The organism is Kribbella steppae (assembly GCF_004342025.1).
Classification (GTDB): domain Bacteria; phylum Actinomycetota; class Actinomycetes; order Propionibacteriales; family Kribbellaceae; genus Kribbella; species Kribbella steppae.
The window spans coordinates 40,490-64,442 of the sequence record NZ_SLWN01000024.1 but is presented as its reverse complement, the minus strand read 5'-3'; the positions used below and the strand labels follow the sequence as shown (position 1 = coordinate 64,442).

20 protein-coding genes are annotated in these 23,953 nt (G+C 67.4%); 14 read left to right on the top strand and 6 right to left on the bottom strand.

From position 1 onward, the window contains the following. Positions 1-19 precede the first annotated feature (19 nt). The gene (locus EV652_RS41940) at positions 20-448 is read left to right on the top strand and encodes a hypothetical protein (protein ID WP_132216481.1); all 429 of its coding nucleotides are present in this window, start codon (positions 20-22) and stop codon (positions 446-448) included. A gap of 10 nt (positions 449-458) precedes the next feature. On the opposite strand, the gene EV652_RS41935 is transcribed toward EV652_RS41940, so the two are convergent. From EV652_RS41935 to EV652_RS41920, 4 genes are all read right to left on the bottom strand, one after another. Continuing rightward, a complete protein-coding gene (locus tag EV652_RS41935) occupies positions 459-986 on the bottom strand; it encodes a DUF1801 domain-containing protein (RefSeq protein ID WP_132216478.1) in 528 nt (175 codons plus the stop codon). Positions 987-1,036: 50 nt separating this feature from the next. After that, positions 1,037-2,956: a heparinase II/III domain-containing protein gene (locus EV652_RS41930; protein ID WP_158441538.1), complete on the bottom strand. Its 1,920-nt coding sequence runs from the start codon at positions 2,954-2,956 to the stop codon at positions 1,037-1,039. Positions 2,957-3,086: 130 nt separating this feature from the next. Then, positions 3,087-5,054 (bottom strand): LamG-like jellyroll fold domain-containing protein, encoded by a 1,968-nt coding sequence (locus EV652_RS41925; RefSeq protein ID WP_132216472.1) that lies wholly within the window; start codon positions 5,052-5,054, stop codon positions 3,087-3,089. A gap of 9 nt (positions 5,055-5,063) precedes the next feature. Then, the gene (locus EV652_RS41920) at positions 5,064-5,453 is read right to left on the bottom strand and encodes a hypothetical protein (protein ID WP_132216469.1); all 390 of its coding nucleotides are present in this window, start codon (positions 5,451-5,453) and stop codon (positions 5,064-5,066) included. Between the two features lie 178 nt (positions 5,454-5,631). On the opposite strand from EV652_RS41920, the gene EV652_RS41915 reads away from it, so the two are divergent. Beyond that, complete coding sequence (locus EV652_RS41915; protein WP_132216466.1) at positions 5,632-7,584, top strand: acyl-CoA dehydrogenase family protein; 1,953 nt, start codon at positions 5,632-5,634, stop codon at positions 7,582-7,584. Between the two features lie 16 nt (positions 7,585-7,600). On the opposite strand, the gene EV652_RS41910 is transcribed toward EV652_RS41915, so the two are convergent. Continuing rightward, positions 7,601-9,289: a sigma-54-dependent Fis family transcriptional regulator gene (locus tag EV652_RS41910; RefSeq protein ID WP_199238702.1), complete on the bottom strand. Its 1,689-nt coding sequence runs from the start codon at positions 9,287-9,289 to the stop codon at positions 7,601-7,603. 186 nt (positions 9,290-9,475) lie between these two features. Between EV652_RS41910 and EV652_RS41905 the strand changes: the two genes are divergently transcribed. The 12 genes from EV652_RS41905 to EV652_RS41850 all read left to right on the top strand — a co-directional run bounded on the left by EV652_RS41905 (position 9,476) and on the right by EV652_RS41850 (position 22,076). Then, positions 9,476-11,122 (top strand): ferritin family protein, encoded by a 1,647-nt coding sequence (locus EV652_RS41905; RefSeq protein ID WP_132216463.1) that lies wholly within the window; start codon positions 9,476-9,478, stop codon positions 11,120-11,122. A gap of 77 nt (positions 11,123-11,199) precedes the next feature. Next, positions 11,200-12,231, top strand: a complete 1,032-nt coding sequence (locus EV652_RS41900; RefSeq protein WP_132216461.1) for a 2Fe-2S iron-sulfur cluster-binding protein — start codon at positions 11,200-11,202, stop codon at positions 12,229-12,231. A gap of 27 nt (positions 12,232-12,258) precedes the next feature. After that, positions 12,259-13,356 (top strand): aromatic/alkene monooxygenase hydroxylase subunit beta, encoded by a 1,098-nt coding sequence (locus EV652_RS41895; RefSeq protein WP_132216457.1) that lies wholly within the window; start codon positions 12,259-12,261, stop codon positions 13,354-13,356. Between the two features lie 2 nt (positions 13,357-13,358). Next, complete coding sequence (gene mimD / locus EV652_RS41890) at positions 13,359-13,694, top strand: propane 2-monooxygenase effector subunit MimD (protein WP_132216516.1); 336 nt, start codon at positions 13,359-13,361, stop codon at positions 13,692-13,694. Positions 13,695-13,791: 97 nt separating this feature from the next. Beyond that, positions 13,792-14,823, top strand: a complete 1,032-nt coding sequence (locus EV652_RS41885; protein ID WP_132216455.1) for an amidohydrolase family protein — start codon at positions 13,792-13,794, stop codon at positions 14,821-14,823. Next, positions 14,820-15,551 carry a metal-sulfur cluster assembly factor gene (locus EV652_RS41880; protein ID WP_132216452.1) on the top strand — a complete coding sequence of 244 codons (732 nt, stop codon included), beginning with the start codon at positions 14,820-14,822 and terminating at the stop codon, positions 15,549-15,551. The genes EV652_RS41885 and EV652_RS41880 overlap by 4 nt, the downstream gene beginning before the upstream one ends. Beyond that, positions 15,548-16,573 (top strand): NAD(P)-dependent alcohol dehydrogenase, encoded by a 1,026-nt coding sequence (locus EV652_RS41875; RefSeq protein ID WP_132216431.1) that lies wholly within the window; start codon positions 15,548-15,550, stop codon positions 16,571-16,573. Before EV652_RS41880 ends, EV652_RS41875 begins: the two co-directional genes overlap by 4 nt. A 19-nt stretch (positions 16,574-16,592) precedes the next feature. After that, entirely contained in the window at positions 16,593-18,242 is a 1,650-nt protein-coding gene (gene groL / locus EV652_RS41870; RefSeq protein WP_132216428.1) for a chaperonin GroEL, read from the top strand. A gap of 3 nt (positions 18,243-18,245) precedes the next feature. Next, positions 18,246-18,476: a FeoA family protein gene (locus EV652_RS41865; protein WP_132216425.1), complete on the top strand. Its 231-nt coding sequence runs from the start codon at positions 18,246-18,248 to the stop codon at positions 18,474-18,476. Then, positions 18,473-20,404 carry a ferrous iron transporter B gene (gene feoB, locus EV652_RS41860; RefSeq protein ID WP_132216422.1) on the top strand — a complete coding sequence of 644 codons (1,932 nt, stop codon included), beginning with the start codon at positions 18,473-18,475 and terminating at the stop codon, positions 20,402-20,404. Before EV652_RS41865 ends, feoB begins: the two co-directional genes overlap by 4 nt. Then, complete coding sequence (locus tag EV652_RS41855) at positions 20,401-20,814, top strand: ArsR/SmtB family transcription factor (protein ID WP_242002324.1); 414 nt, start codon at positions 20,401-20,403, stop codon at positions 20,812-20,814. The genes feoB and EV652_RS41855 overlap by 4 nt, the downstream gene beginning before the upstream one ends. Next, positions 20,787-22,076 (top strand): hypothetical protein, encoded by a 1,290-nt coding sequence (locus EV652_RS41850; protein ID WP_132216416.1) that lies wholly within the window; start codon positions 20,787-20,789, stop codon positions 22,074-22,076. The genes EV652_RS41855 and EV652_RS41850 overlap by 28 nt, the downstream gene beginning before the upstream one ends. Positions 22,077-22,307: 231 nt before the next feature. On the opposite strand, the gene EV652_RS41845 is transcribed toward EV652_RS41850, so the two are convergent. Beyond that, on the bottom strand, positions 22,308-23,867 hold the full coding sequence (locus EV652_RS41845; protein ID WP_132216413.1) for a PucR family transcriptional regulator: 1,560 nt from the start codon (positions 23,865-23,867) through the stop codon (positions 22,308-22,310). Positions 23,868-23,953 lie beyond the last annotated feature (86 nt).

Genomic DNA, 23,953 nt, shown 5'->3' with positions numbered 1-23,953 from the left:
CGTGATCTAGGGTGGGAGCGTGGACAGTGAGCCGAGTTGGCGCGAGAAGCGGCGGGAGGCGTCGGCTGCGCACGCGGCCGCCCTCGAACAGCGCAAAGCCTCCGAGACCGCGCAGGCCCGCGCGCTCCTGGCCGACTTCGTCCAGACGATGAAGGCACGAGGCGTCGCTCCTGAGCCGCTGCGAGCAACCGTCACGGGATCAAGCGCCAGCTACCGAACCAACATCACCGGCTGGTACCTGCGCCGCAACCGCTCACTCGCGGTCGACCCCGACGGCAACTTCTACATCCTCGGCACCCAGACCAGCGTGAAATCCCGTCTCGTGGGTGTTCGGCTGCTGCCATCCGACCCACCCCTGACCGTCGGTCTCGGTGCCCGCGACGGCGAGTCCATGCCACTGCGGCAGCTGCTGTCCCTCCGCCTCGAGGACGTCGACAACCCGACCTGACCCGAGCCAGTCAGATCCCGGTGCGGGTTGAGATGGCGATCAGGTTGCGTAGGGCCGGTCGACGTACGTCGTCGAGGCTGGTGAGCTTCAGGCTGCGCATGCTCAGGGTCCCGCTGACCTGGCTGCCGCCTGAGGTGGGGAGGAGACCTTCGGGGTCGGGGAGTTCGCCGCCGCGGTAGAAGCCGAGGGTGACGTGGTTCTTGTACGGCATCAGGTAGGCGAACTGCTCGGTGAACTTCTTCGGGCCGATTCCCCAGCCGACCGAGCCCTGCTTCTTCCAGACCACCTCGACGGTTTCGGGCAGGACGTCGTACACAAGATCGCGTATGGCGCGCGCCAACGCCTGCACCGGCTCGCTCGACCCGGCGATCACGTCCTCGAAGTCCGTGTCGTGCTCGCGCCCGGACCGATTCACCACCCCTGCCGCATCCGCCATACCGGCAGTCTCCCAGACCGCGTCGGACGCCGACGGTCCTGTCGGGGAGAGCCAGGACCGGCTCAGGGCCAGCGCTGCCTCGAGGAATGACGGCCGCTTCATCTGACGAGCGTCACGCTTCGCACTTTCAATGTGCTTTCAACGCGCGATTCTCAGCGGATTCGGGTGAGGCGGCCGGATTGAGTGATGCGGATGGTTGTTTTCTGGGTGCCGACAGTGAGGTCGACGAAGAACATGTCGGCCTGGGTTCGGGTGGTGAAGCGGACGGTTTCGGTGGGGGCGGTCGGAACGATGGCGGAGAGGATTGTGGCAGTGGGGGCGGTGCGGTTGAACTTGACGACCGGGGCCGGTTGGCGGTCGAAGATGGTGGGGAAGTACCAGCCTTGGACCGGGTCTGACTTGCCTTGTTCAAGGGTGGTGGCGTCGGCGGGCAGTGGTTGCCCGTAGGGAATCTGCAGCAGGTGGGTCTTGCTGCTGTCGCCGGGTTTGGCGGCGATCGCGTGGGTGGGCGACTGCATGGTCACCTTTTGGTCGGGCGGTAGGTGCCACAGCGTCTCGTACCGTTGCTCGGTGGCCGACTGGCCGCGGTCCAAGGTGATGATGAGGTCGGGATCCTTGAGGACCAGGACGTCCCGGGTCCGTTCCACTCCTTCGACCGGTGTGTCGGCGAGAGCGTAGTACTCCGAGGTCGGTGCGATGGCCGCGCTGACCAGTCGTGTCTCCGCCCCGGTGGCTTTGCCTGCCGGGATGGTCATCACGTTGTGCGCCGCCTGGCTCTTGGTCCAGTCCTGCCACTTGTCCAACTGGTACCCGGAGTGGCCCGGGTCGATCAGGATGTCCCGGCCGTGGGAGGTGTAGGTGATCGAGGTGTGGTCCTCGTGGCCGTGGTACCGGCGTCCTGGACCGAAGCGGATGGTGTACGACGATTCGCGGGTGAACGGCCGGTCCTCGCCCCAGCCGGTCCGGCCGAAGATGTAGCCGGCGTCGAACACTGCGGTTCGCCGGCTCGGCAGTGTCCCCTTCTTGCCGAGTGAGGCGGCGTACTCCAGGGAGGTGCCGGCGACGGCGTCGGGTTTCTGGCGGATCGCGTCGCCGACCTGGGGGAGTTGACCGGTGGACGTGGTGGCGAGGGCGAGCCACTCCGCCAGCGCGCGGCGTCGCTGCTCGATGACGGGACCTGGATCCGCTCCGCAGCGCTGCAGTGCGGTGCTCGCGCGGCCCCACAGTTGGTAGTTGAACATCGCGTACCCGACCGACTGCTCGTTCGTCGAGCCTTGTGGATCGATCGCGGTGGTGATGGCCTCGGTCAGCCGCTGGACGGCGAGAGTCTTCAGCTCGGGGCGGCCGAGCGTGCACCCGACGCCGAACATCGCGATGCTCTCGTCCGTGCCGTGGTTCGACGGTCCGCCCCAATTCTCTTCCATGAACTTGGCGTGATCGAGCAGCGCCTGGTCGAGCCAGGTGTACTGCGGTGGGAGTTGGCGGACCCGCAGACCCGCCAGCACGGCTTGACGTGCACAGATCAGGACGTTGGTGCGGTGCATCGTCGATTCCCAGGCGCCGACGTCGCCTCTCCACGAGTACGGGTTGTCGCGCACCCAGTCCTGGATGATGGCCATCACGTGCGTCAACGCCGGGCGGTTGCCCTTCTTAGCGGCTTCGATGCCCTGCCCGAGCCAGCGCAGCGAGTGCAGCCACATGTACCAGCTCGGCTTGTTGTAGGGGTCGGACCGCCACCGGATGTCGCCCGAGCCGTCGCCGACCCGGTACGGCGGATCGTCGCCCCAGGCAAACGTGTCCTGCAGAAGCATGGGCAACGGCACCTTCGCGTCGATCCCGCTGAACCCGGAACATTGATAGGTCCCGGTCCGCGCCACCGGTTTCGACGGCGGCCGAGTTGGACTGGGGCTCGCGACCGATGGCGGGGTGACCCCGCTCGGGCTCGGCGATCCAGGCACGGTCGCGGCGACACTCCGCTCCCGCTCGCCCGGCATCAGCACCGTGACCGCGCCGGCGAACGCGACGGCACACACCACCAGGCACACCACAGTCAGCCCGATCGTGTTCCGCACGCGCGTCTTAGGCCGCGACAACACCCCACCCCCACCCCACCATGCAAGCTCAACGGTGTATACCAGAACCACCTCGGCCGATCCAGCACGAGAAAGACGCGATGAGTCCCTGGATCCGTTGCATGCGCAGCTACAGCGGCACACCCCAGGCGGCGAAGGCGGCGGTCGGCGCGCTGTCGTAGTACTGGCCGGGGTTCTGGTAGAGCCACTCGACGTTGGCCGCGCTGATCGGTGTGTCGAACAGGCGCAGGTCGTCGACATCGGCCACCGACGAGTCCGGGTTGTCGCCGCCGACGTTCAGCTCGGTCGGCTGCAGCAGTGGACCCATCGCGTAGGGCTCGATCGTGAACCTCTTCCCGTCCAGGAAGAGCTGGACCGCCTTCTGATCGCATGATGCCGCCACGTGCGTCCAGGTCTCGGCGGCGATCGGCCCTCTGGACGAACTGAGGATGCCGGTCGTCCCGCTCGCGCCGAACAGCCGGACCCAGAACACTCCGTCCAGCCAGCCCGCGTGGGCCACCTCGTCACTGGCATTACGCAGGACCAGGAACCGGGCGCCGCTACTGCTGGCGCGACACTTGACCCATGCCGAGAACGCCCACCCGGGCGGCGACGCCGGCCACGTGAACGCGGTCCTCGACGCGCCCGGACCCGTGCCGTTCGCCCCGAGCGCTGATCCCTGGACACCGGTCACCCACGAGCCGGCCGCCGTGAGACTGAGGTCGTTGCCGGACGGCGACTTGTCGTCGACCACCGTCCCGGTGTTCTCGTTGAAGTGGTACACGCCGCGCGCCACATTCGCCGGCCGGTACGGCGTGACGACCGGCGCACCGCTCCAGTACCCGGACGTCACCTCGGCGAGGAAGTTCTTGGTGAAGGTCACGTAGTCGTACGACACCTGACCGCCGACGCTGGCGTCGCCACCGACGTACAACCGGTCGAGCCCGTCGATGGCCGGAGTCACGTGCGGGACACCGTCACCGATGTTCTCCGTCGTCTGGCTGCTGTCGAGCCGGACTTGCACGTACGTCGGGTTGATCGCGAACTGGAACCGAGTCCACTCGCCGACGGTCAAGGCCGCCGTACTGGTCACCGAGACAGTCCCGTCGTCGATCGTGGTCCAGGTGGCGGTGACGGTTCGATCGGTGTTCACCACGACGCGGACCCGCGTGCTGCCCGCGGTCTCGTTGATGGCCAGGATCGGCGCGGGTGTGCCGACAGGCGCGGTGTCGAGCCGGAGCCAACCGCAGATCGCGAGCCGGTCACAGTCGGGGAAGTCGACCACACCGCTCGCGCCGGCGGCCGCTGTGCCGGAGACGAGCGCCCGACCGTAGAGACCGGTGGTGAAGCTGGCGGACGGAGCGACTGCGAGGTCGTGCCCGTAGCTGCCGAAGTCCTCCGCGGTGTCGTGGTCGAACGGATAGATCGCCAGCTGGAAGTCGATCTGCTCGGCCGCGACGAGGGTCGGCCAGTACGCCGCCTCGACCGGGTCGTTCCACCAGCGCAGGTCGTCGATGATCCCGTTGAGTGCCTCGGTGCCGGTGAGTGTGTTCCGTCCGGCCTCCATGGTGACCTCGGTACCGGAGTAGGTCATCGTGGCCGTGGAGTTGACCGACAGCACCTGGACACCGTCGACGGCGATCTTCACGGTGTCGATGGACGTCGTCGCGTCGTACGTGACGAGGACGTGATGCTGCAGGCCGTCCCGGATGCTCGTACTGGTGCTGTACGTCGCCCCGGCGAGCCTCGCCTCCACGTTGCCGCTGGCATTGGACGCGTATACGGCCCAGTTGAGGGTGCTGCCACTGGCCGCGGACGCGATGCAGCGTGCCGCGGACGTGTTGTCGTTCAGCTTGACCCAGGCCGCGACCGACAGCCCGCCGTCGGTGCTGAGTGGGTAGAAGGAGTCGCCTGCCTTCGGTGGGCGTACGACGACGTGCATCGCGCCACCGGTGCAGTTCAGGCCGTTGCCGTACTTGCCCGCAACGAGCGCTGCCGATCCGACGATCGTGCCGTGCAGGAAATACCCCGCGACGTCCCGAACCGTCGTACCGTCGACCGTGTCCGCGTTGAACGTGTATCCCGCTGACTGCGCCACGGCCGTCCCCTAACTGGCCCGGCGAACCCGGACGGTCACGGTCAGATCGGCACCTGCGGCCGACGATCCGACCTGATCGACATCGACCGTGAGGTAGTCACCAGCAGCCAGTGCGGTGACGGCCGGATCGTTGCCGGTGGCACTGTTCGTCCCGGCCGCGATACTCGGCCGCTTCGACTGGTCGGTGTAGATCGTCGTGCCGTTCCTGTTCACATCGACCACGAGCGCTGCCCCGGTCGGCGCCGTGTTCACCGCGGCTCGCACGGTCTCGACGACGTAGTCGCCTTCGAGATAGATCCGCGACTTCCCGGTCGCCACTGCGACGGCTCCGGTGATCGAGAACGTGTAAGCCTCGACCGGCACAACCAACACACCATCGATCGACAAACTGACCTGCATCAGCGCGTACCTCCCCCTGTACCGCGACGAACCCCCGGCGCCCCCACGACGCCGTAGCGGTCGAGCGTACGTCGTACACCCGACCGGGCGGAAGTCGCGGTGACCAGCGGTTCCCCACGGGCTACTTCCGGGTAAGACTGGTGAGTAGTGCGCGCGCCCCAGCCAGAAGGGAAGTGCCATGACCACGGATCGGGTAGCGACGGAGCAGCCGGGTACGGCGCGGAACGCCAGCGAGCGTGAGGCGCGAGAGGTCGCCGAAGCGGCACGCCAGACCGAGTGGACCCGGCCGAGTTTCGCCAAGAAGTTGTACCTCGGCGACTTCGACCTGTCGCTCATCTATCCGCAACCACGGCCCGCCGCGGACGACACCGCGCGCGGCGAGGAGTTCCTCGCCCGGCTCAAGGCGTACTGCGAGACGCTCGACGGCCTACGGATCGAGCGGGAGGACAGGATCCCGGACGAGTACCTCCGGGGATTCGCCGAGTTAGGCGTGTTCGGGATCAAGATCCCGACCAAGTACGGCGGCCTGGGCCTGCCGATGTTGTACTACGGCCAGGCGTTGATGCTGGTCGCCTCGGTCCATCCCAGCGTCAGCGCGCTGGTGTCCGCGCATCAGTCGATCGGCGTACCGGAACCGGTGAAGATGTTCGGCACCGACGACCAGAAGGAGCGGTTCCTGCCGCGCTGCGCGGCCGGTGCGGTGACGGCGTTCCTGCTCACCGAGCCCGATGTCGGTTCCGATCCGGCGCGGATGGCGTCGACCGCGACCCTGACCGAGGACGGCACGGCGTACCTGCTCGACGGGGTGAAGCTGTGGACCACCAACGGGGTGATCGCCGAACTGGTCGTGGTGATGGCGCGAGTGCCGGAGCACGACGGCGAGCCCGGCGGCATCAGCGCGTTCGTGGTGGAGGCCGACACGCCGGGCATCACGGTGGAGAACCGCAACTCCTTCATGGGGCTGCGAGGGATCGAGAACGGCGTCACCCGTTTCCACCAGGTCCGGGTGCCGGTCGAGAATCGCCTGGGACGTGAGGGCCACGGCCTGCGGATCGCGCTCACCACGCTGAACACCGGCCGGCTGTCCCTCCCGGCGATCTGTACCGCGGCCGCCAAGTGGTGCCTGAAGATTGCCCGGGAGTGGTCCGCGGAACGTGTTCAGTGGGGGCGGCCGGTCGGCCGGCACGCGGCCGTGGCCGAGAAGATCTCGTTCATCGCGGCGACCACGTTCGCGCTCGAGGCGGTGTTCGACCTGTCGGCCCGGCTGGCCGACGCGGGCAGCAAGGACATCCGGATCGAGGCAGCGCTCGCCAAGCTGTGGGCCAGTGAGATGGCCTGGCAGATCGCCGACGAGTTGGTGCAGATCCGCGGCGGACGCGGGTACGAGACCGCCGACTCGGCGGCCGCCCGGGGTGAACGTGCGGTACCGGCGGAGCAGATTCTGCGCGATCTGCGGATCAACCGGATCTTCGAGGGCTCGACGGAGATCATGCATCTGCTGATCGCCCGGGAGGCGGTCGACGCGCACCTGTCCGCGGCCGGTGACCTTGCCTCGGCGGACGCGGGACTGCAGGCCAAGGCGAGAGCTGCCGTGAATGCGAGCGGCTTCTACGCGAAATGGTTGCCCCAACTGGCCGTCGGCAAAGGAACGGTACCCAGGTCGTACGGCGAGTTCGGACCGCTCGCCAAGCACCTGCGGTACGTCGAGCGATCGTCGCGCAAGCTCGCGCGGCAGACGTTCTACGGCATGGGCCGGTGGCAGGCGAAGCTGGAGTACCGGCAGGGCTTCCTGGCCAGGATCGTGGACATCGGCGCGGAGCTGTTCGCGATGGCGGCCTCCTGCTCCCGGGCCGCGATGCTGCGCGCGGACGATCCGGTTCGCGGCGAGTCGGCGTACGAGTTGGCGGAGGTGTTCTGCGAGCAGGCCCGGCTGCGAGTGGATCACCTGTTCGAGCAGCTGTGGAGCAATACCGACGACAGCGACCGTCAGCTGGCGCAGCAAGTCCTCGACGGCAGCCACACCTGGCTCGAGGCCGGCATCGTCGACCCCTCCGAGGGAACCGGCCCCTGGATCGCCCAGTGGCAGCCCGGCGAATCGGCAGCCGACGACGTCTCCCGCCGCTACCGCTGAAAGCGGCCAGACCGGGCTAGCTGTGGATGGCGTAGTCGCGGATCTTGCGGTAGATCGTGGCGCGGGACATGCCGAGGGCCTCGGCCGCGGCCGTCTTATCGCCGTTGTGCGCGGCCAAGGCGTCGACGATGGCGTCGCGTTCGAGGGCTTCCATCCGGGTCAGGTGCCGGCGGGTGGTCGCGTGGCATTCGGCAGGGAGGTCCTCGAGTTCCACGACGCCGGACCGGCGCCGCCGAGCGACGTCGGTCAGGATCGTGCGCAGATGGGTGACGTTGCCTGACCAGGGGAGTCGCATCAGCTGATTGAGCGCCGCGGTGGACAGCGTCACTCCGGTGACACCGGCCCGGCCCAGCAGATGCCGGACGAGGGCCGGCACGTCCTCGAGGTGATGCCGCAGTGGCGGTACGGCGACCGTCCGCGGGAAGAAGCTGAGCAGTTGGGTCCCGAGCGCGTCGTCGTCGGGCTGTCCCGGAACCATCGTGAGCGCGACCCACGCATCCTGGCCGATCGAGCCGTCCCGGGCTGCCTGCAGAAGGTCCGCCAAGCCGTGGATGACGTCGCCGGACAGCAGGTGCGCATGGCGGATGATCAGGTCCGCATCGGATTCCAGTTCACTGGCGGCGGTGGTCAGGAGATCGTGGTCGTCAGCATCGATGATCGCCAGCCGACGCGTCGGCGAGCTGTAGTCGTGGACGGCGCGGAGCATGGTCAGCTTGCCGACACCCGGCTCACCTTCGGCGACGAGCCACTCCGCCCGGCCGCAGGCATCCAGGACCTCGTGCGTCGTGTGCCGCCACAGCGCACTGGTCCCGGCCATTCCCGGCACGGCGGGCACGCGCGTCCCACTCCGCGGCGCTGATCGCTGCTCCCTGATCTGGACGATGCCGCCGGCCAGGGTGTCGCCGAGGAACGTCGGCTGGTAGGCCAGCCGGGCGCTGATCCCGCTGGGCAGATCGGCGAGGAACGTGAGCGGTTTGGTACCGCCGCGGGCGTCCCGGGTCCGGTCGATGAGCGCGGCCTGGTCGGCGGAGTCGAAATGCTGCTGGGCGTACGCGTTGATCATGAACACCTCGTCGCCGAGGGCGATCACCGAGCCGCCGGTGTGCCGGCAGACCGCGTAGTACTCACTCAGCAAGGCCTGGTCCAGCGCGTTCGCCTCCTCGATGACGCGCTCCTGGATCCGCCGCGCCGCGAGTTTGGCGACGGAGAGCAGTACGGCGTTCGAGTTCCGGGCCTGGGTGGTGATGTCCAGGACGCCGAGCAGACCGCCGGTGACCGGATGGGTGATCGGCGCGCCGGCGCACGCGAAGCTGCGCAGGACACCGGTGTAGTGCTCGTTGCCGAGCACAAGGATGGGTCCGCCGACCTCGAGCGCCGTACCGATGCCGTTGGTTCCGACCTCGGACTCGGCGTACCGGAAACCCGGCGCGAGATCGACCCGGTCGAGGCGCCGGATCAGGGACCGGTCGCCGCCTCGGCGGTCCAGCACGATGCCTTTGGCGTCGGTCAGGATGATGCACACCGGCTCGTCGGTGAGCTCCGACGACAACGCGTCGATGACCGGCCGGGCAGCCCTGGTCAGGGTGGTGTCGAAATCGATCCCGGGAAAGTACGCCGGGGCCGGCTGGTCGGTGTCGACAGACGACTCCTGAGAGCGTTGCCACGACATCCGGATCGAGTTCCGGACCGGCAGGTCGGTGGCCATGGTCGGCTCCCTCCGCTCGGCATTGTGGTCGACAGCGGAACACGATCAAAGGTACTTCGCAAGGTTGTGACCGCCGTCTCACATTGAGACAGCAGCCTCCCACCGGTACGGCTTTCATCTCTCCAACGCAGCCCCGCCGTACCGCTGGAGCCGGCAGTCACCGGCTCCCGACCCTGGAGGCAGACATTGAGCAGGCAGAGTCTCACCAAGGCGCATGCCAAGATCACCGAGCTCTCGTGGGAGCCCACGTTCGCGACACCGGCGACCCGGTTCGGCACCGATTACACCTTTGAGAAGGCGCCGAAGAAGGACCCGCTGAAGCAGATCATGCGGTCGTACTTCCCGATGGAGGAGGAGAAGGACAACCGGGTGTACGGCGCCATGGACGGCGCCATCCGGGGGAACATGTTCCGCCAGGTCCAGCAGCGCTGGCTGGAGTGGCAGAAGCTGTTCCTGTCGATCATCCCGTTCCCGGAGATCTCGGCCGCCCGGGCGATGCCGATGGCGATCGACGCCGTACCGAACCCGGAGATCCACAACGGGCTCGCGGTGCAGATGATCGACGAGGTCCGGCACTCGACGATCCAGATGAACCTCAAGCGGCTGTACATGAACAACTACATCGACCCGGCCGGTTTCGACATGACCGAGAAGGCGTTCGCGAACAACTACGCGGGCACCATCGGCCGGCAGTTCGGCGAGGGGTTCATCACCGGTGACGCGATCACCGCGGCGAACATCTACCTGACCGTAGTGGCCGAGACAGCCTTCACCAACACGCTGTTCGTGGCGATGCCGGACGAGGCCGCGGCCAACGGCGACTACCTGCTGCCGACGGTCTTCCACTCGGTGCAGTCCGACGAGTCGCGGCACATCAGCAACGGCTACTCGATCCTGCTGATGGCGCTGGCCGACGAACGCAACCGGCCGCTGCTCGAGCGCGACCTGCGCTACGCGTGGTGGAACAACCACTGTGTCGTGGACGCGGCGATCGGCACGTTCATCGAGTACGGCACCAAGGACCGTCGCAAGGACCGTGAGAGCTATGCGGAGATGTGGCGCCGCTGGATCTACGACGACTACTACCGCAGCTACCTGCTGCCGCTGGAGAAGTACGGCCTCACCATCCCGCACGACCTGGTCGAGGAAGCCTGGAAGCGGATCGTGGACAAGGGCTACGTGCACGAGGTCGCGCGGTTCTTCGCCACCGGATGGCCGGTCAACTACTGGCGGATCGACGCCATGACCGACAAGGACTTCGAGTGGTTCGAGGACAAGTACCCCGGCTGGTACTCGAAGTATGGCAAGTGGTGGGAGAACTACAACCGGCTGGCCTACCCCGGCCGGAACAAGCCGATCGCCTTCGAGGACGTCGGCTACCAGTACCCGCACCGCTGCTGGACCTGCATGGTGCCGGCCCTGATCCGCGAGGACATGGTGGTCGAGAAGGTCGATGACCAGTGGCGGACGTACTGCTCCGAGACCTGCTACTGGACCGACGCCGTCGCGTTCCGTGGTGAGTACGACGGACGCCCGACCCCGAACATGGGCCGGCTGACCGGGTTCCGCGAGTGGGAGACCCTGCACCACGGCAAGGACCTGGCCGACATCGTCCAGGACCTCGGGTACGTCCGGGACGACGGCAAGACCCTGATCGGTCAGCCGCACCTCGACCTCGACGACCCGAAGAAGATGTGGACCCTCGACGACGTCCGCGGCAACACCTTCAACAGCCCGAACGTGCTGCTGAACGAGATGTCCGACGCCGAGCGCGAGGACCACGTCGCGGCGTACCGGGCGAACGGTACTGCGGCCGGTCATTCGGCCGCCTGACCAGACCGGCTGGTGGCGCCGCGGGGATGAGCGTCGCCACCAGCCGCCACCACCGATCGCAGCCTGAGGAGGGCCTGGTGGCCGACATTCACCGCATTCAGTTCGAGCCGGTCGGCATCGAGATGGAGGTCGGCGAGGACGAGAAGATCCTCGACGCGGCCTTCCGGCAGGGCATCCACCTGATGCACGGCTGCCGGGAAGGGCAGTGCTCGGCGTGCAAGTCGTACGTACTCGACGGCGAGATCCAGATGGAGCGCTACTCGACGTTCGCCTGCAACGACGCCGAGGTCGCCGAGGGGTACGTCCTGCTCTGTAAGTCGCACGCATACAGCGACTGCACCATCGAGTTGCTGAACTTCGACGAGGACGAACTGCTCGGCGGCGTGCCGATCCGCACCGTCACCACCCGGGTGGCGGCGGTCGACCCGGTCACCCGGGACATCGTGTCGCTGCGGCTGACGCCTGCCGAGCCGTTCGAGTTCAAGCCGGGACAGTACGCCGATCTCACCATCCCCGGGACCGACGAGCACCGGTCGTTCTCGATGGCAACGACCCCGGCGACGCCGGACGAGATCGAGTTCCTGATCAAGAAGTACCCGGGCGGCCGGTTCTCCGGTCTGCTCGACGACGGTCTGTCCGTCGGCGACGAGTTGGCGCTCACCGGTCCGTACGGGTCCTTCACGATCAAGGACGGACACGTGCTCCCGGTGGTGTGCATCGGCGGGGGAGCGGGGATGGCGCCCATCCTCTCGCTCCTGCGGCAGCTCAGCGAGACCGGCAGCACCCGGCCGGTCCGGTTCTACTACGGCGCCCGGACGGCGGCCGACCTCTTCTACCTCGACACCATCCGGGAACTCGGCGCGGCCCTCACCGACTTCGAGTTCATCGCCTGCCTGTCGGAGTCGCTGGAAGGTGCCGACGGCATCGAGGTGGAGGCGGGCAACGTCACCGAGGTGGTCGACCGCCGGGAGGCGCAGCTCGGCAGATGCGAGGCGTACCTGTGCGGACCACCCCCGATGGTCGACGCCGCACTGGCCTTGCTCGAGGCGCACGCCGTACCGAAGGACCAGGTCTTCTACGACAAGTTCACCAGCCCCGCGGCCGGGTGACATCACAATGAACGGGAGTTGACCGACATGGCGGAGACGAAGCAACGCAGTTTCCCGAGGATCGAGTTCACCGACTCGGAGGCCGGGGCGCTGGAGTTCCCCAGCTCGAAGAGCCGGACCTACAACTACTACCGGCCGGCCAGGCTGCGGGCGACGATGTACGAGGACGTCACCGTCGACGTACAGCCGGATCCGGAGCGGCATCTGAGCCAGGGCTGGATCTACGGCTTCGGCGACGGACCCGGCGGCTATCCGAAGGAGTGGACGGCGGCGAAGTCGTCCAACTGGCACGCGTTCCTCGACCCGAACGAGGAATGGGACCAGACCATCTACCGGAACAACTCTGCGGTCGTCCGCCAGGTGGATCTGTGCCTGCAGAACGCCAAGCGAGCCCGGGCGTACGACGGCTGGAACGCCGCCTGGCTGAAGTTCATCGAGCGCAACCTCGGTGCCTGGATGCACGCCGAGAACGGCCTCGGCCTGCACGTGTTCACCGCGGTCCAGCGGTCCGGCCCGACGAACATGATCAACACCGCGGTCGCGGTGAACGCGGCGCACAAGATGCGGTTCGCCCAGGACCTCGCGCTGTTCAACCTCGATCTGTCCGAGGCCGACGTACAGTTCGACGGCTCGGCGCACAAGGAGGTCTGGAAGGACGCGCCCGAGTGGCAGCCGACCCGCGAGGTGGTCGAGCGGCTGACCGCGGTCGGTGACTGGTGCGAGCTGCTGTTCGCCACCAACGTCGTCTTCGAGCAGCTCGTCGGTTCGCTGTTCCGCAGCGAGCTGGTGATGCAGATCGCCGCCCGCAACGGCGACTACATCACGCCGACCATCGTCGGCACCGGCGAGCACGACTACGACCGCGATCTCGCCTACACCCGCAACCTGTTCCGGCTGCTGACCCGGGACGAGCAGTACGGCGAGATCAACAAGGTGCTGTTCGGCGAGTGGCTCACGACCTGGGTACCGCGCTGCCTCGCCGCCGCGCAGGCGCTGCAGCCGATCTGGTCGCAGCCGGCCGACAAGGCCGTCACGTTCGCGGACAGCTTCGACGCGGCCAAGCAGAAGTTCCGTTCGCTGCTCGAGGAGCTCGGGCTCGACACCCCGAAGGAGCTGGACCAGTGACGATGCAGTTCGGATCCGAGACCGCGTTCTCGAACAAGTGCGGCGTGACCCTGATGAACACGCCGATCGGCCGGGTGGTCGCGGACGTGATGGGCGCCAAGGACGGCGTCGAGCTGACCGAGTACCCGTCGATGATCCGGGTCGACGGCGTCGGCCTGCTCGACTTCGACTACGCCGAACTGACCGACGCGCTCGGCTCGGAGTTCGACGGGTCGGTGTTCGAGGAGATCAGCTCCACCCACTACGGCCGGATGGTCCACCTCGACGACAAGACGATCCTGTTCGCCAGCCCTGAAGATGCCGCCGAGTACATCGGCTTCGACCTGACCGCGCATTGATCACGCACTAGTTCCACCCACGCCGCTCCGGTCCGGGGGCACGGCGGCACCCGGACCGGAGCTCATCCCGATCAGCCCGAACCCAAGCGAGGACGTCATGTACGAGAAGAACGGTGAGAAGTACTACGTGGTCGACGCACACGTGCACATCTGGGACGGCCGTGCGTCGAACCTGAAGAACGTGCACGGCAAGCAGTTCATCGACTGCTTCTACGACTACCACAAGAACCTCAGCCCGGAAGAGGTCGTCTGGGACTACGACACCTACACGTACTACGGCGGCCAGCGGCTGATGAAGGACCTCTTCGAGGAGGGGTACGTCGACCACGCGATCTTCCAGGCGACGCTGCTGAGCGACTTCTACAAGAACGGGTTCGGCCAGACCGAGGAGGCGTTCGGGCTGGCGTCCGAGCATCCGGACAAGCTGACTTACAACCACGCCTACGACCCGCGCCACGGCGAGGCCGGCCTGGAACAGCTGCGCCGGGACGCCGAGCGGATGCACCTCAAGGGCGTGAAGCTCTACACCGCCGAGTGGCACGGCGACTCGCGCGGCTACAAGCTCGACGACCCGTGGTCGCGTCGCTATCTGGAAGAGTGCCTGGAGCTCGGTATCAAGAACATCCATGTGCACAAGGGCCCCACGATCCGGCCGCTCGACCGCGACGCCTTCGACGTCGCCGACATCGACAAGGTCGCCACCGACTACCTCGACCTGAACTTCATCGTCGAACACGTCGGACTGCCCAGGCTCGAGGACTTCTGCTGGATCGCGACCCAGGAGTCCAACGTGTACGGCGGTCTCGCGGTGGCGATGCCGTTCATCCACACCCGGCCGAAGTACTTCGCCCAGATCATCGGCGAGCTGCTGTACTGGCTCGGCGAGGACAAGATCTTCTTCGCCAGCGACTACGCGCTCTGGACGCCGAAGTGGCTGATCGAACAGTTCGTCGACTTCCAGATCCCGGCGGATCTGACCGAGTACGCGCCGATCACGACCGAGCAGAAGAAGAAGATCCTCGGTCTCAACGCGGCCGCCATGTACGACCTCGACGTACCGAGCGAACTGCGGCTGCCAACCGAAGCCGGCGACACCTCCGTCGAGGTCGCGGCCGGCGCCCGCTCATGACCACCACAGTCACGTCATTAGTGGACGAGGTGCTGGCCGCCCTGGCGACGGTCATGGACCCCGAACTGGACGAATCGATCACCGAGCTCGGCTTCGTCCGGTCGGTGCGGATCGACGACATCGGGGTGACCGTGCATCTCAGGTTGCCGACGTCGTTCTGCTCGCCCAACTTCGCGTATCTGATGGCGTCCGACGCCCAGGACGCGTTGCGACGGGTGGAAGGCCTCGGGCAGATCGTGGTTCAGCTCGACGACCACCACGACTCGGCGAAGATCAACGCCGGTCTGGCCGCGGACGCCGGTTACGTGGGCACGTTCGGCTCCGAGGCTGAGGACAGCTTGGAGGAGCTCCGCCGTACTTTCCTGCGGAAGGCACACACCGCCGCGATGGAACGTTGTGCTGCGGCACTTGTCAGGCAAACCGACATGCCTGTCGAGGATCTCTGTCTGATCACGCTCGCTGACATACCGGAAGGACCGCAGAAGGAGGCGTTGCTGCGCCGACGGGTCGCCATCGGTCTGGGGGTCCGGCCGGGTGACCCGGTGATGGTCGACGAGGACGGCGGGCCGCTCGCCGCCGAGGCGGTCCCGCTCCGGTTGCGCTTCGCGAAATCCGTGCGGATCTCGATCGAGGGGAACTCGCACTTCTGCCGCGGCCTGCTCGCGACCCGGTACGCCGACGCCGATGGCATGTCCACCCACGTCACGAATCTGAGGAGTACGCGATGAGAGCGGTCCAAGTCGTCGGGTATCACACCAAGTTGCAGCTGACCGACGTACCAGAGCCCGCTGTTCAGGGCCCGCTCGACGTGATCGTCAGGATCGGTGGAGCCGGAGTCTGCCGGACCGACCTGCACATCCTCGAAGGACAGTGGGCGGAGAAGACCGGCGTCGCGCTGCCGTACACGATCGGCCACGAGAACGCCGGCTGGGTCCACGCGATCGGCGACGCGGTCACCAACGTGAAGGTGGGCGACAAGGTCATCCTGCATCCGCTGATCACCTGTGGCCTGTGCCGGGCCTGTCGCTTCGGCGATGACGTGCACTGCGAGAACAGCCAGTTCCCGGGCATCGACACCGATGGCGGGTACGCCGAGTACCTGCGGACCACCGCCCGCAGCGTGGTCCGGATCGACGACAACCTCGAACCCGCTGATGTCGCCGCCCTGGCCGATGCGGGACTCACGGCGTACCACGCGGCCGCCAAGGCAGCCCGCACCACCCGGCCGGGGGACATCTGCGTGATGATCGGGGCCGGCGGCCTCGGTCACATCGGGATCCAGGTGCTGAAGGCGATCTCGGCCGCGACCGTCGTCGTGGTCGACCGCAACCCGGCCGCCGTCCGGCTCGCTGTCGAGATCGGCGCCGACCACGGCATCGTTGCTGATGGCACCCAAGTCGAGGACGTCCTGGAGCTGACCGACGGCAAGGGCGCCGAGGCCGTGATCGACTTCGTCGGCGAGGGCGGTGCCACCGCCGAGGGCGTCGCGATGCTGCGCCGGGCCGGCAACTACTACGTGGTCGGGTACGGCGAGAACATCGACGTCCCGACCATCGACATCATCTCGACCGAGATCAACTTCATCGGCAATCTCGTCGGCTCCTACAACGATCTGCAGGAGCTGATGGTGCTCGCCGCGCAGGGCAAGGTCTCCCTGCACACCTCCAAGTACCCGCTCGCTGACTTCCAGCAGGCGATCGATGACCTCGACGCGGGCAGGGTCCGCGGCCGGGCGATTCTCATCCCGTGACCCGAAAGGCAGTCTGATCATGGCCAAGGAACTGAGGTTCAACGAAGAAGCACGACGGTTGCTCGAGTCCGGGGTGAACGCCCTGGCGGACGCGATCAAGGTGACACTAGGGCCGAAGGGGCGTAACGCCGTCCTGGAGAAGCTGACCGGCCCGCCGACCATCACCAACGACGGGGTCACGATCGCCCGGGAGATCCAGCTGCGCGAGCCGTTCGCCAACATGGGCGCCCAGCTGGTCAAGGAAGTCGCGATGAAGACCAACGGCGTCGTCGGCGACGGGACCACGACGGCTACGGTGCTCGCCCAGGCGATGGTGCGCGAAGGATTGCGCGCGGTCGACGCCGGCGCCAATCCGATGCGGGTCCGGCGCGGGATCGAGCAGACCGTCCCGGTAGTGGTCGAAACCCTGCGCTCGTGGACGGCCGAAGTCGGCGGGCGGCAGGACCTGCGGCATATCGCGACCCTGGCGGCGAGTGACGACGAGACGATCGGCGACGTGATCGCCGAGGCGGTCGAACGCGTTGGCCGCAACGGTATCGTCACTACCGAGGAGTGCGATGCGATCGGATTGTCGGTCGAGGTGGTCGACGGGATCGAGTTCGACCACGGCTACATCTCGATGTACATGGTCACCGACAAGGAGCGGATGGAGGCCGTCTACGAGAACCCGGTCATCCTGCTCACCAACAAGAAGATCTCGCAGGTGCAGGACATCATGCCGACCGTCGAGGTGGCCAAGCGTGCGGACCGGCCGCTGGTCGTGCTGGCCGAGGACGTGGACGGGCCCGCTCTGCAGTTGCTTGTCGGCGGCAACATGCACAACACGATGCAGTCGGTCGTCGTACGCGCGCCTGGCTTCGGTCACCGCCGGGTGGCCGAGCTCGAGGATCTCGCGGTGGCTCTGGGCGGCCACGTGATCGCCAAGGACACCGGGCTCGAGCTGAACGAGGTTGCGCTGGAACACCTGGGCTCGTGTGACCGGATCACCATCAGCGAGAACGCCACGACGATCGTCGGCGGTCATGGTGATCCTCGGTTGGTCGAGACCCGGCTGGCCCAGCTGGAGACGCAGTTCGAGCGGGCCAAGATCGACGCCGACCAGGACAACCTGCAGCTTCGGATGGCACGACTGTCCGGTCGGGTAGCCGTGATCCGGGTCGGCGGCGCGACGAGTGTCGAGCTCAAGGAGCGCATGCTGCGGGTCGAGGACTCATTGGCCGCGACCCGAGCTGCTGTCGAGGAAGGCGTTGTGGCAGGCGGAGGTACGGCGCTCGTCCAGGCGCAGGAGGCGGTGTCGCGGGTCGAGCTGACCGGTGACGACGCGGTCGGCCGCGAGGTGGTCCGCAGGGCTCTGCCCGAGCCGCTGCGGTGGATCGCGATCAACGCCGGGTACGACGGCGACGAGGTGGTCGCCAACGTTGCGAGCCTGCCGCTCGGACACGGCTTCAACGCGCTGACCGGGCACTACGCGGACATGTTCGACGAAGGTGTCATGGACCCACTCAAGGTCACCCGCGCGGCACTCGAGAGCGCGGCGTCCATCGCGGCCCTGGTGATCACCACCGAGACCGCCGTGGTGGAGGAAGTGATCGGCCACCCCGGCGCGATCATGGCCCCCGGCTTCGGCGACCTGGCCGAAGGCATGGTTCGTCCCTCCAACATCTACTGAGCCATGACACTCGACCAGCTCCCTCGCGGGTCCGGCGCGGTCATCACCGCGCTGGACAGTCGCGGCGCCGAACGCGGTCGGCTGATGGACCTAGGGTTGCTGCCTGGCAGCGAGGTCCAGGCCGACATGACCAGTCCGCTGGGCGATCCCACGGCGTACCTGGTCTGCGGCAGTCTGATCGTGCTGCGGCGCTCCCAGGCCCGCGGCGTGCATGTCGAACTGGTGAAGACATGACTCACGACTGTGGGAGCTGTGCACTGAACACGCACCGGCTCGAGGTGGTTGCCGGCGGCCACGACTTCGTCGTCGCGATCGCCGGCAACCCGAACACCGGCAAGAGCACGGTGTTCAACGCCCTCACCGGGCTGCGCCAGCGGTCCGGCAACTGGCCCGGTACGACGGTCACGAGGGCGGAAGGTCTATACGCCTACCAGGACCACAGGTACAAGGTGGTCGACCTACCTGGTGTGTACTCACTTCGGTCAGTCGGCGGTGAGGAAGAGGTTGCCCGTGACTACCTCATCCACGGCACGCCGGATGTGACCGTCGTAGTGGTGGATGCCACGCGGCTGGAGCGCAATCTCACTTTGGTGCTCCAGATCCTCCAGGTGACCAATCGGGTGGTGGTCGCGGTCAACCTGATCGACGAGGCGGAGCGGCATGGGATCACGGTGGACACCCGCCACCTCGCGCGGGAGCTCGGCGTCCCGGTGACCGCGATGGCGGCGCGGCGGAGGCGTGGGGTTGCGGAGCTTCAGGAGTCCATCGACCTGGTGGCGCGGGGGAGAGTGGCGCTTCGGGGACGTCGTCTCCGGCTGGACGGCCTGGCCGACGACGACGCCATCGCGGCGTTGTACGCCGAGGCCGGCCGGATCGCCCGAGTCACCGTCGACGGACGGGCGCGGTTGACCTTCGACCGGCTGCTCGACCGGGCGCTGACACACCGGGTCTGGGGATTCGCGGTGATGGGCCTGTTGTTCTTCGGGGTCTTCTGGTTCACCATCACCGGTGCCGCCGTACCCTCTGATCTGCTCTATCGGCTGCTGGTGCAGGACGGGACCGCACTGGTGCGTGAACTGCTCGGCGGTGCGCCGTGGTGGGTCACCGGACTTGTTGCGGACGGCATCTACCTTGGTACGGCGTGGGTGATCGCGGTGATGCTGCCACCGATGGCGATCTTCTTCCCGCTGTTCACGCTGCTGGAGGACTTCGGCTACCTGCCGCGGGTGGCGTTCAACCTGGACCGGTTGTTCGCCGCGGCCGGTGCCCATGGCAAGCAGTCGTTGTCGATGATGATGGGCTACGGCTGCAACGCGGCCGGCGTGACCGCGACCAGAATCATCGACAGCCCGCGGGAACGCATGATCGCGATCGTCACGAACAACTTCAGCATCTGCAACGGACGCTGGCCGACACTGATCCTGATGGGCACGGTCTTCATCGGCACGCTCGTACCACCGGCAGCCGCGGGCCTCGTCGCGGCCGGCAGCGTCGTACTGGTCGCCGTCCTGGGCATCGTCACCACCTTGGTCGTCTCGTGGGGTCTGTCGAAGACCGTCCTGCGCGGTGCGACGTCGGTGTACTCGCTCGAGCTTCCGCCGTACCGGCCGCCGCAGGTACTGCGGACGATCTACACCAGCGTCATTGACCGGACCCTCAAGGTCCTCTGGCGCGCGATCGTGATGGCGGCACCGGCCGGCGCGGTGATCTGGCTGATCGGCAACGTCACCATCGGCGATGCGTCCATCGCCGGGCACCTCGCCCACGGCCTCGACCCGTTGGGCCTCGCCCTCGGCCTGAACGGCATCATCCTGCTCGCGTACGTCGTCGCGATCCCCGCCAACGAGATCATCATCCCCACCATCCTGATGCTGACGATGACGCTAGGCCCGCTCGAGTACGGCGTCTCGAACGGCGTGATGCTGGAACTCACCGACGCCGAGGCCGGATCCGTCCTGGTTCAGGCCGGCGGATGGACCGTGCTGACGGCCGTCAACCTGATGCTGTTCAGCATGCTGCACAACCCTTGCAGTACGACGATCCTGACGATCTGGAGGGAGACCAGAAGCTTCAGGTGGACCACGACCGCGACGCTGCTGCCGTTGGCGTTGGCCTTCCTGGTCACGTTCTCGACCACTCGCTTGGCCGGTTGGTTGCCGTGATCGAGCCGACCAGGCTGCAGCTCGACGGCGCGGCCCGGACCTTTGCACTGCTGGTTGCCCCTGTGCGGCTGCACTTGCTCTGGCTGGCATCGAACGGCGAGTACGACGTCGGCACGCTGGCGGACCGGGTGGGCGTCAGCATCACCACCGCAAGCCAGCACCTGGCCAAGTTGCGCCTCGCCGGCCTGATCACGGCCCACCGCGACGGCCGCCGCCAGATCTACACGGTCGACGACCCGCACGTCCTGACCCTGATCGACCAGATCCTCGACCACATCGCCCCCGACGGCTCCCTGGCTCCCGACCCGCCACCGAGCCCGACAGACCCCCGCGCGCGGATATTGTCCGTCGTGGAGACGGCCGCGAGGCAGGGAGATGGATCGTGGACGGAGTGGCGATCGTCGTCGTGATCGTCCTGCTGCTGGGCGCGGCCGGGATCGTCTGGGGAATCGTCGCGCTGGTACGGCGGCAGCAGTACATCAAGTCACTGCGGGAGCGCGGCTGGACGTTCGTGAACAGCCCGACGTTCGATGCCGTGGCCCGGCTCGGCAATCCGCCGTTCGGGATCGGGTTCCGCCGCCGGCCCGACGATCAGATCATCGGCCGGACCAGCCTCGGCAGGCCGTTCCAGGTGATCGAGTACAAGTCCGAACACTGGTCAGGCTGGGTCGGGATGGTCACTGTCTCCCGCCGGCTTCCTGAGCTGTGGATCACCGGCGGCGAGACGCAGCCGCGGTTCGGTGTCGCGGCGACTGTGGTGCCGTCCCCGCCGCAACTCGGCCCGGGCTGGCAGATCGGTGCGCTGGACCCGGCGTTCGCCGCGGCAGCGTTGACTCCGCAGGTGTGTGAGCGGCTGAACGCGATGGCCGCGGGGCAGCCTGGTGTGAACGTGAGCACCGACGCAGACCAGCTGGTGATGCTCGACCCGCCACGCAAGGATGCCGAGCTCCTCGGCCCGTGGCTGGAGCAGTTCGCCACCGTCGCCGCGGCGATCGACGCCGCGCCGCTGGATCCGTGGATCCAGCCCGAGCAGCCGCCGCGGCTGAGCTTCTACCACCACCCGGACTGGTACTGGATCGGTGTCGACGACAGCCTGCTGCACGTCACCCCGGTGACTCGGTCCGGACACGCTCACAGCACCAGTGAGGTGATCCGTGGCCGTGACGGCGACGGCCCGCCGTTCGTCGCCTTCACGCACCACTGGAAGACGACCCGGACCGAGACCTACACCGACAGCGAAGGCCGGACGCAGACCCGGACGGTGACCGAGAACCACAGCGAGGCGATCCTCGGGTTCCAGTTGCCGGCCCGGATGCCGTGGCTCCAGGTCGGCCGGCGGGGATTCGGTCGCGGGATCAGTTTCGAGAGCGAGGCGTTCAACGACCAGTTCGCCGTCAGTGCGCGGGACACCAAGTTCGCGTACGACGTGATCCATCCACGGCAGATGGAGTACCTGATGGCGAACCCACCGGCGTCGTTCCAGTTCGTCGACGACTGGGCCTGGTTCTCGGCAGGCGTGCACAACCAGCCGACGATCGCGCACTGCTCGCTGTTCCTGCGCGGCTTCCTGGCCCGCATCCCTCGCTTCGTCTGGCGCAACCTCGGTCTGGCGGACACGCCGTACCCAGCGCTCGATCCAGCTCAGCTGGGACGGGCGGCGCTCCAGAGGTAGGTGTCATAGCCCGAGGTGAAGGCCACATGACGGCCGTCGGCGGAGATCTCCGGATGGTGCGCGCCGTTGTCCGCCAGACCGTTGCGGCTGACCGAGACCAGCGTCGTACGCCTGGTGCTGAGATCGCGGACGAAGACGTCGGGGCTGTTGTTCGTGTCGCCGGGGAACAGATTCGAGGCGTTCGAGTTGAAGGCGAGGTTCCGGCCCCTACAGCTGCCGAGCCACGTTAGGTCAGCGGATCTGGGTGTGGAGTTCGTCGGCGAGGAGGGCGACGTGGAGGGAGACGCGGATGTCGGGGTCGTCGAGGTTGACGCCGAGGAGGCGCCCGGCTTTGGCGAGGCGGTCGTAGAAGACGGGGCGGGAGATGTGGAGGCTCGCAGCGGCTTCGGACTTGCTTGCCGGGTGCTGGAGGAGTGCGCGGACCGCGTCGAGAAGTCCGCCGCCGTGTTCCTTCAAAGGATCCAGTTCGCGGGCGACGAACAGGCGGAGGCGGTCGTCGTCGCCGAGCAGGGTGAGCAGGCCGCGCAGGTGAACATCCTCCAGGCGGTGTACGACGCGGTCCGCGGCGTCGGCACGGACCGACTCCACCACCTGCTGCGCTTCTTTGAGGGTGCGGTCGGTGTCGGCCGATGTGGTAGCTGGACGGCCGGCGCCGATCGCGACCGGGTGCCGCCGGGCGACGCGTTCAGCCAGGTTGTCGACAATCCGGTCCGTGCTGGCAGCGCGTGCACAGGAGAGCAGTACGCGGACATCGCGGTCGATCTCGCAGACGATCGCCGGAACCTTCAGGTCGTACGCCGCATGCACCACGGACGCAAGCACTTCCTCCACCTGTGCAACCTGCGCGCGGGGCCGCACCGTCATCCCGACGAGTTGACGCTTGACGAGCGGAACACCGGCGAGGTCGCATCGGCGCAGTACGTCGGGATCCGTGGGGTCGGCGAGTAGGCCCAGGAGTAGTTCGTGGTGGACGCGCCGGACCAGACTGTCGCGGTGCCTGTCGTGCAGCCGGTGCATGGCCAGCGCTGCGGCTGCGCGTTCGGTCAGCGCGATCAGGCGCTGCGACGGCCGCGTGGGTGCTTGGACCACGAGGCGTCCCCAGCCTCGGTCGCGCTTGCCCAGTCGGGTCACCAGCCACCCGGCTCGTTCGTTCCACCCGGTCCGGCCGTCGACCTGGACGCTGCGCGAGCGGGCGCTCCAATCGGCGAGGAACTCGGCGATGTCCGCCGGGCCGGACCGATAGTCGAGGACCTGATGCTGCTCACTCTCCAGTACGACGGCGGCCCCGGCCAACCGTTGGACGGCTTCGAGGATCTCGCGTGGGCCGGCCTCGGCGATGCTCAGCTCGGTGAAGGTGTCATGCACCCGGTGGGTCTCGCGGAGTTCTTCCAGTTGCTCGTCGACGATGCGTTCGCCGACCGCCTGGATGATCGCGGCGAACCGCACCTCGTGGTGCAGTGCGACGAGTGGGAGGGCTACGGCTTCACACGCGTCGACGAGGGCGTCCGGTACGCGATGCCATCGGCGCCCGAGCTCGATCACCAGGCCGGCGACCTCGCTGCTGCCGAGACTGGTGGCGAAGTCGCGGAGTTCGTCCGCGGTCTCGGGTAACGCGACGCCGGTGGTCAGGAGCAGGTCGCCACCGCGCAGCAGCGGTGCGATATCGGCGAGCTCGGCGGCGTGAACCCATCGGACCTCGCGGCCGAGGCCTGCCGCGCCGGCGAGCACCTCGGGGCCTGCCTCGCGCAGAGGCGGCATCTCGAGGACCCGCGCGACGGTCAGGAACGCCATCAATCTCCCCCGGAGTGCCCGACACAGTGTCGGACTTCGAGTCACAATCCTACATTCTGCAGGTCCGAGCCGGAGTCGGTCACAGG

Coding starts and splice junctions, on each gene's coding strand:
- EV652_RS41935 (WP_132216478.1), bottom strand. CDS start 986: ATGAAGCGGCCGTCATTCCTCGAGGCAGCGCTGGCCCTGAGCCGGTCC.
- EV652_RS41920 (WP_132216469.1), bottom strand. CDS start 5,453: ATGCAGGTCAGTTTGTCGATCGATGGTGTGTTGGTTGTGCCGGTCGAG.
- EV652_RS41915 (WP_132216466.1), top strand. CDS start 5,632: ATGACCACGGATCGGGTAGCGACGGAGCAGCCGGGTACGGCGCGGAAC.
- EV652_RS41910 (WP_199238702.1), bottom strand. CDS start 9,289: ATGGCCACCGACCTGCCGGTCCGGAACTCGATCCGGATGTCGTGGCAA.
- EV652_RS41895 (WP_132216457.1), top strand. CDS start 12,259: ATGGCGGAGACGAAGCAACGCAGTTTCCCGAGGATCGAGTTCACCGAC.
- mimD (WP_132216516.1), top strand. CDS start 13,359: ATGCAGTTCGGATCCGAGACCGCGTTCTCGAACAAGTGCGGCGTGACC.
- EV652_RS41885 (WP_132216455.1), top strand. CDS start 13,792: ATGTACGAGAAGAACGGTGAGAAGTACTACGTGGTCGACGCACACGTG.
- EV652_RS41880 (WP_132216452.1), top strand. CDS start 14,820: ATGACCACCACAGTCACGTCATTAGTGGACGAGGTGCTGGCCGCCCTG.
- EV652_RS41875 (WP_132216431.1), top strand. CDS start 15,548: ATGAGAGCGGTCCAAGTCGTCGGGTATCACACCAAGTTGCAGCTGACC.
- groL (WP_132216428.1), top strand. CDS start 16,593: ATGGCCAAGGAACTGAGGTTCAACGAAGAAGCACGACGGTTGCTCGAG.
- EV652_RS41865 (WP_132216425.1), top strand. CDS start 18,246: ATGACACTCGACCAGCTCCCTCGCGGGTCCGGCGCGGTCATCACCGCG.
- feoB (WP_132216422.1), top strand. CDS start 18,473: ATGACTCACGACTGTGGGAGCTGTGCACTGAACACGCACCGGCTCGAG.
- EV652_RS41845 (WP_132216413.1), bottom strand. CDS start 23,867: ATGGCGTTCCTGACCGTCGCGCGGGTCCTCGAGATGCCGCCTCTGCGC.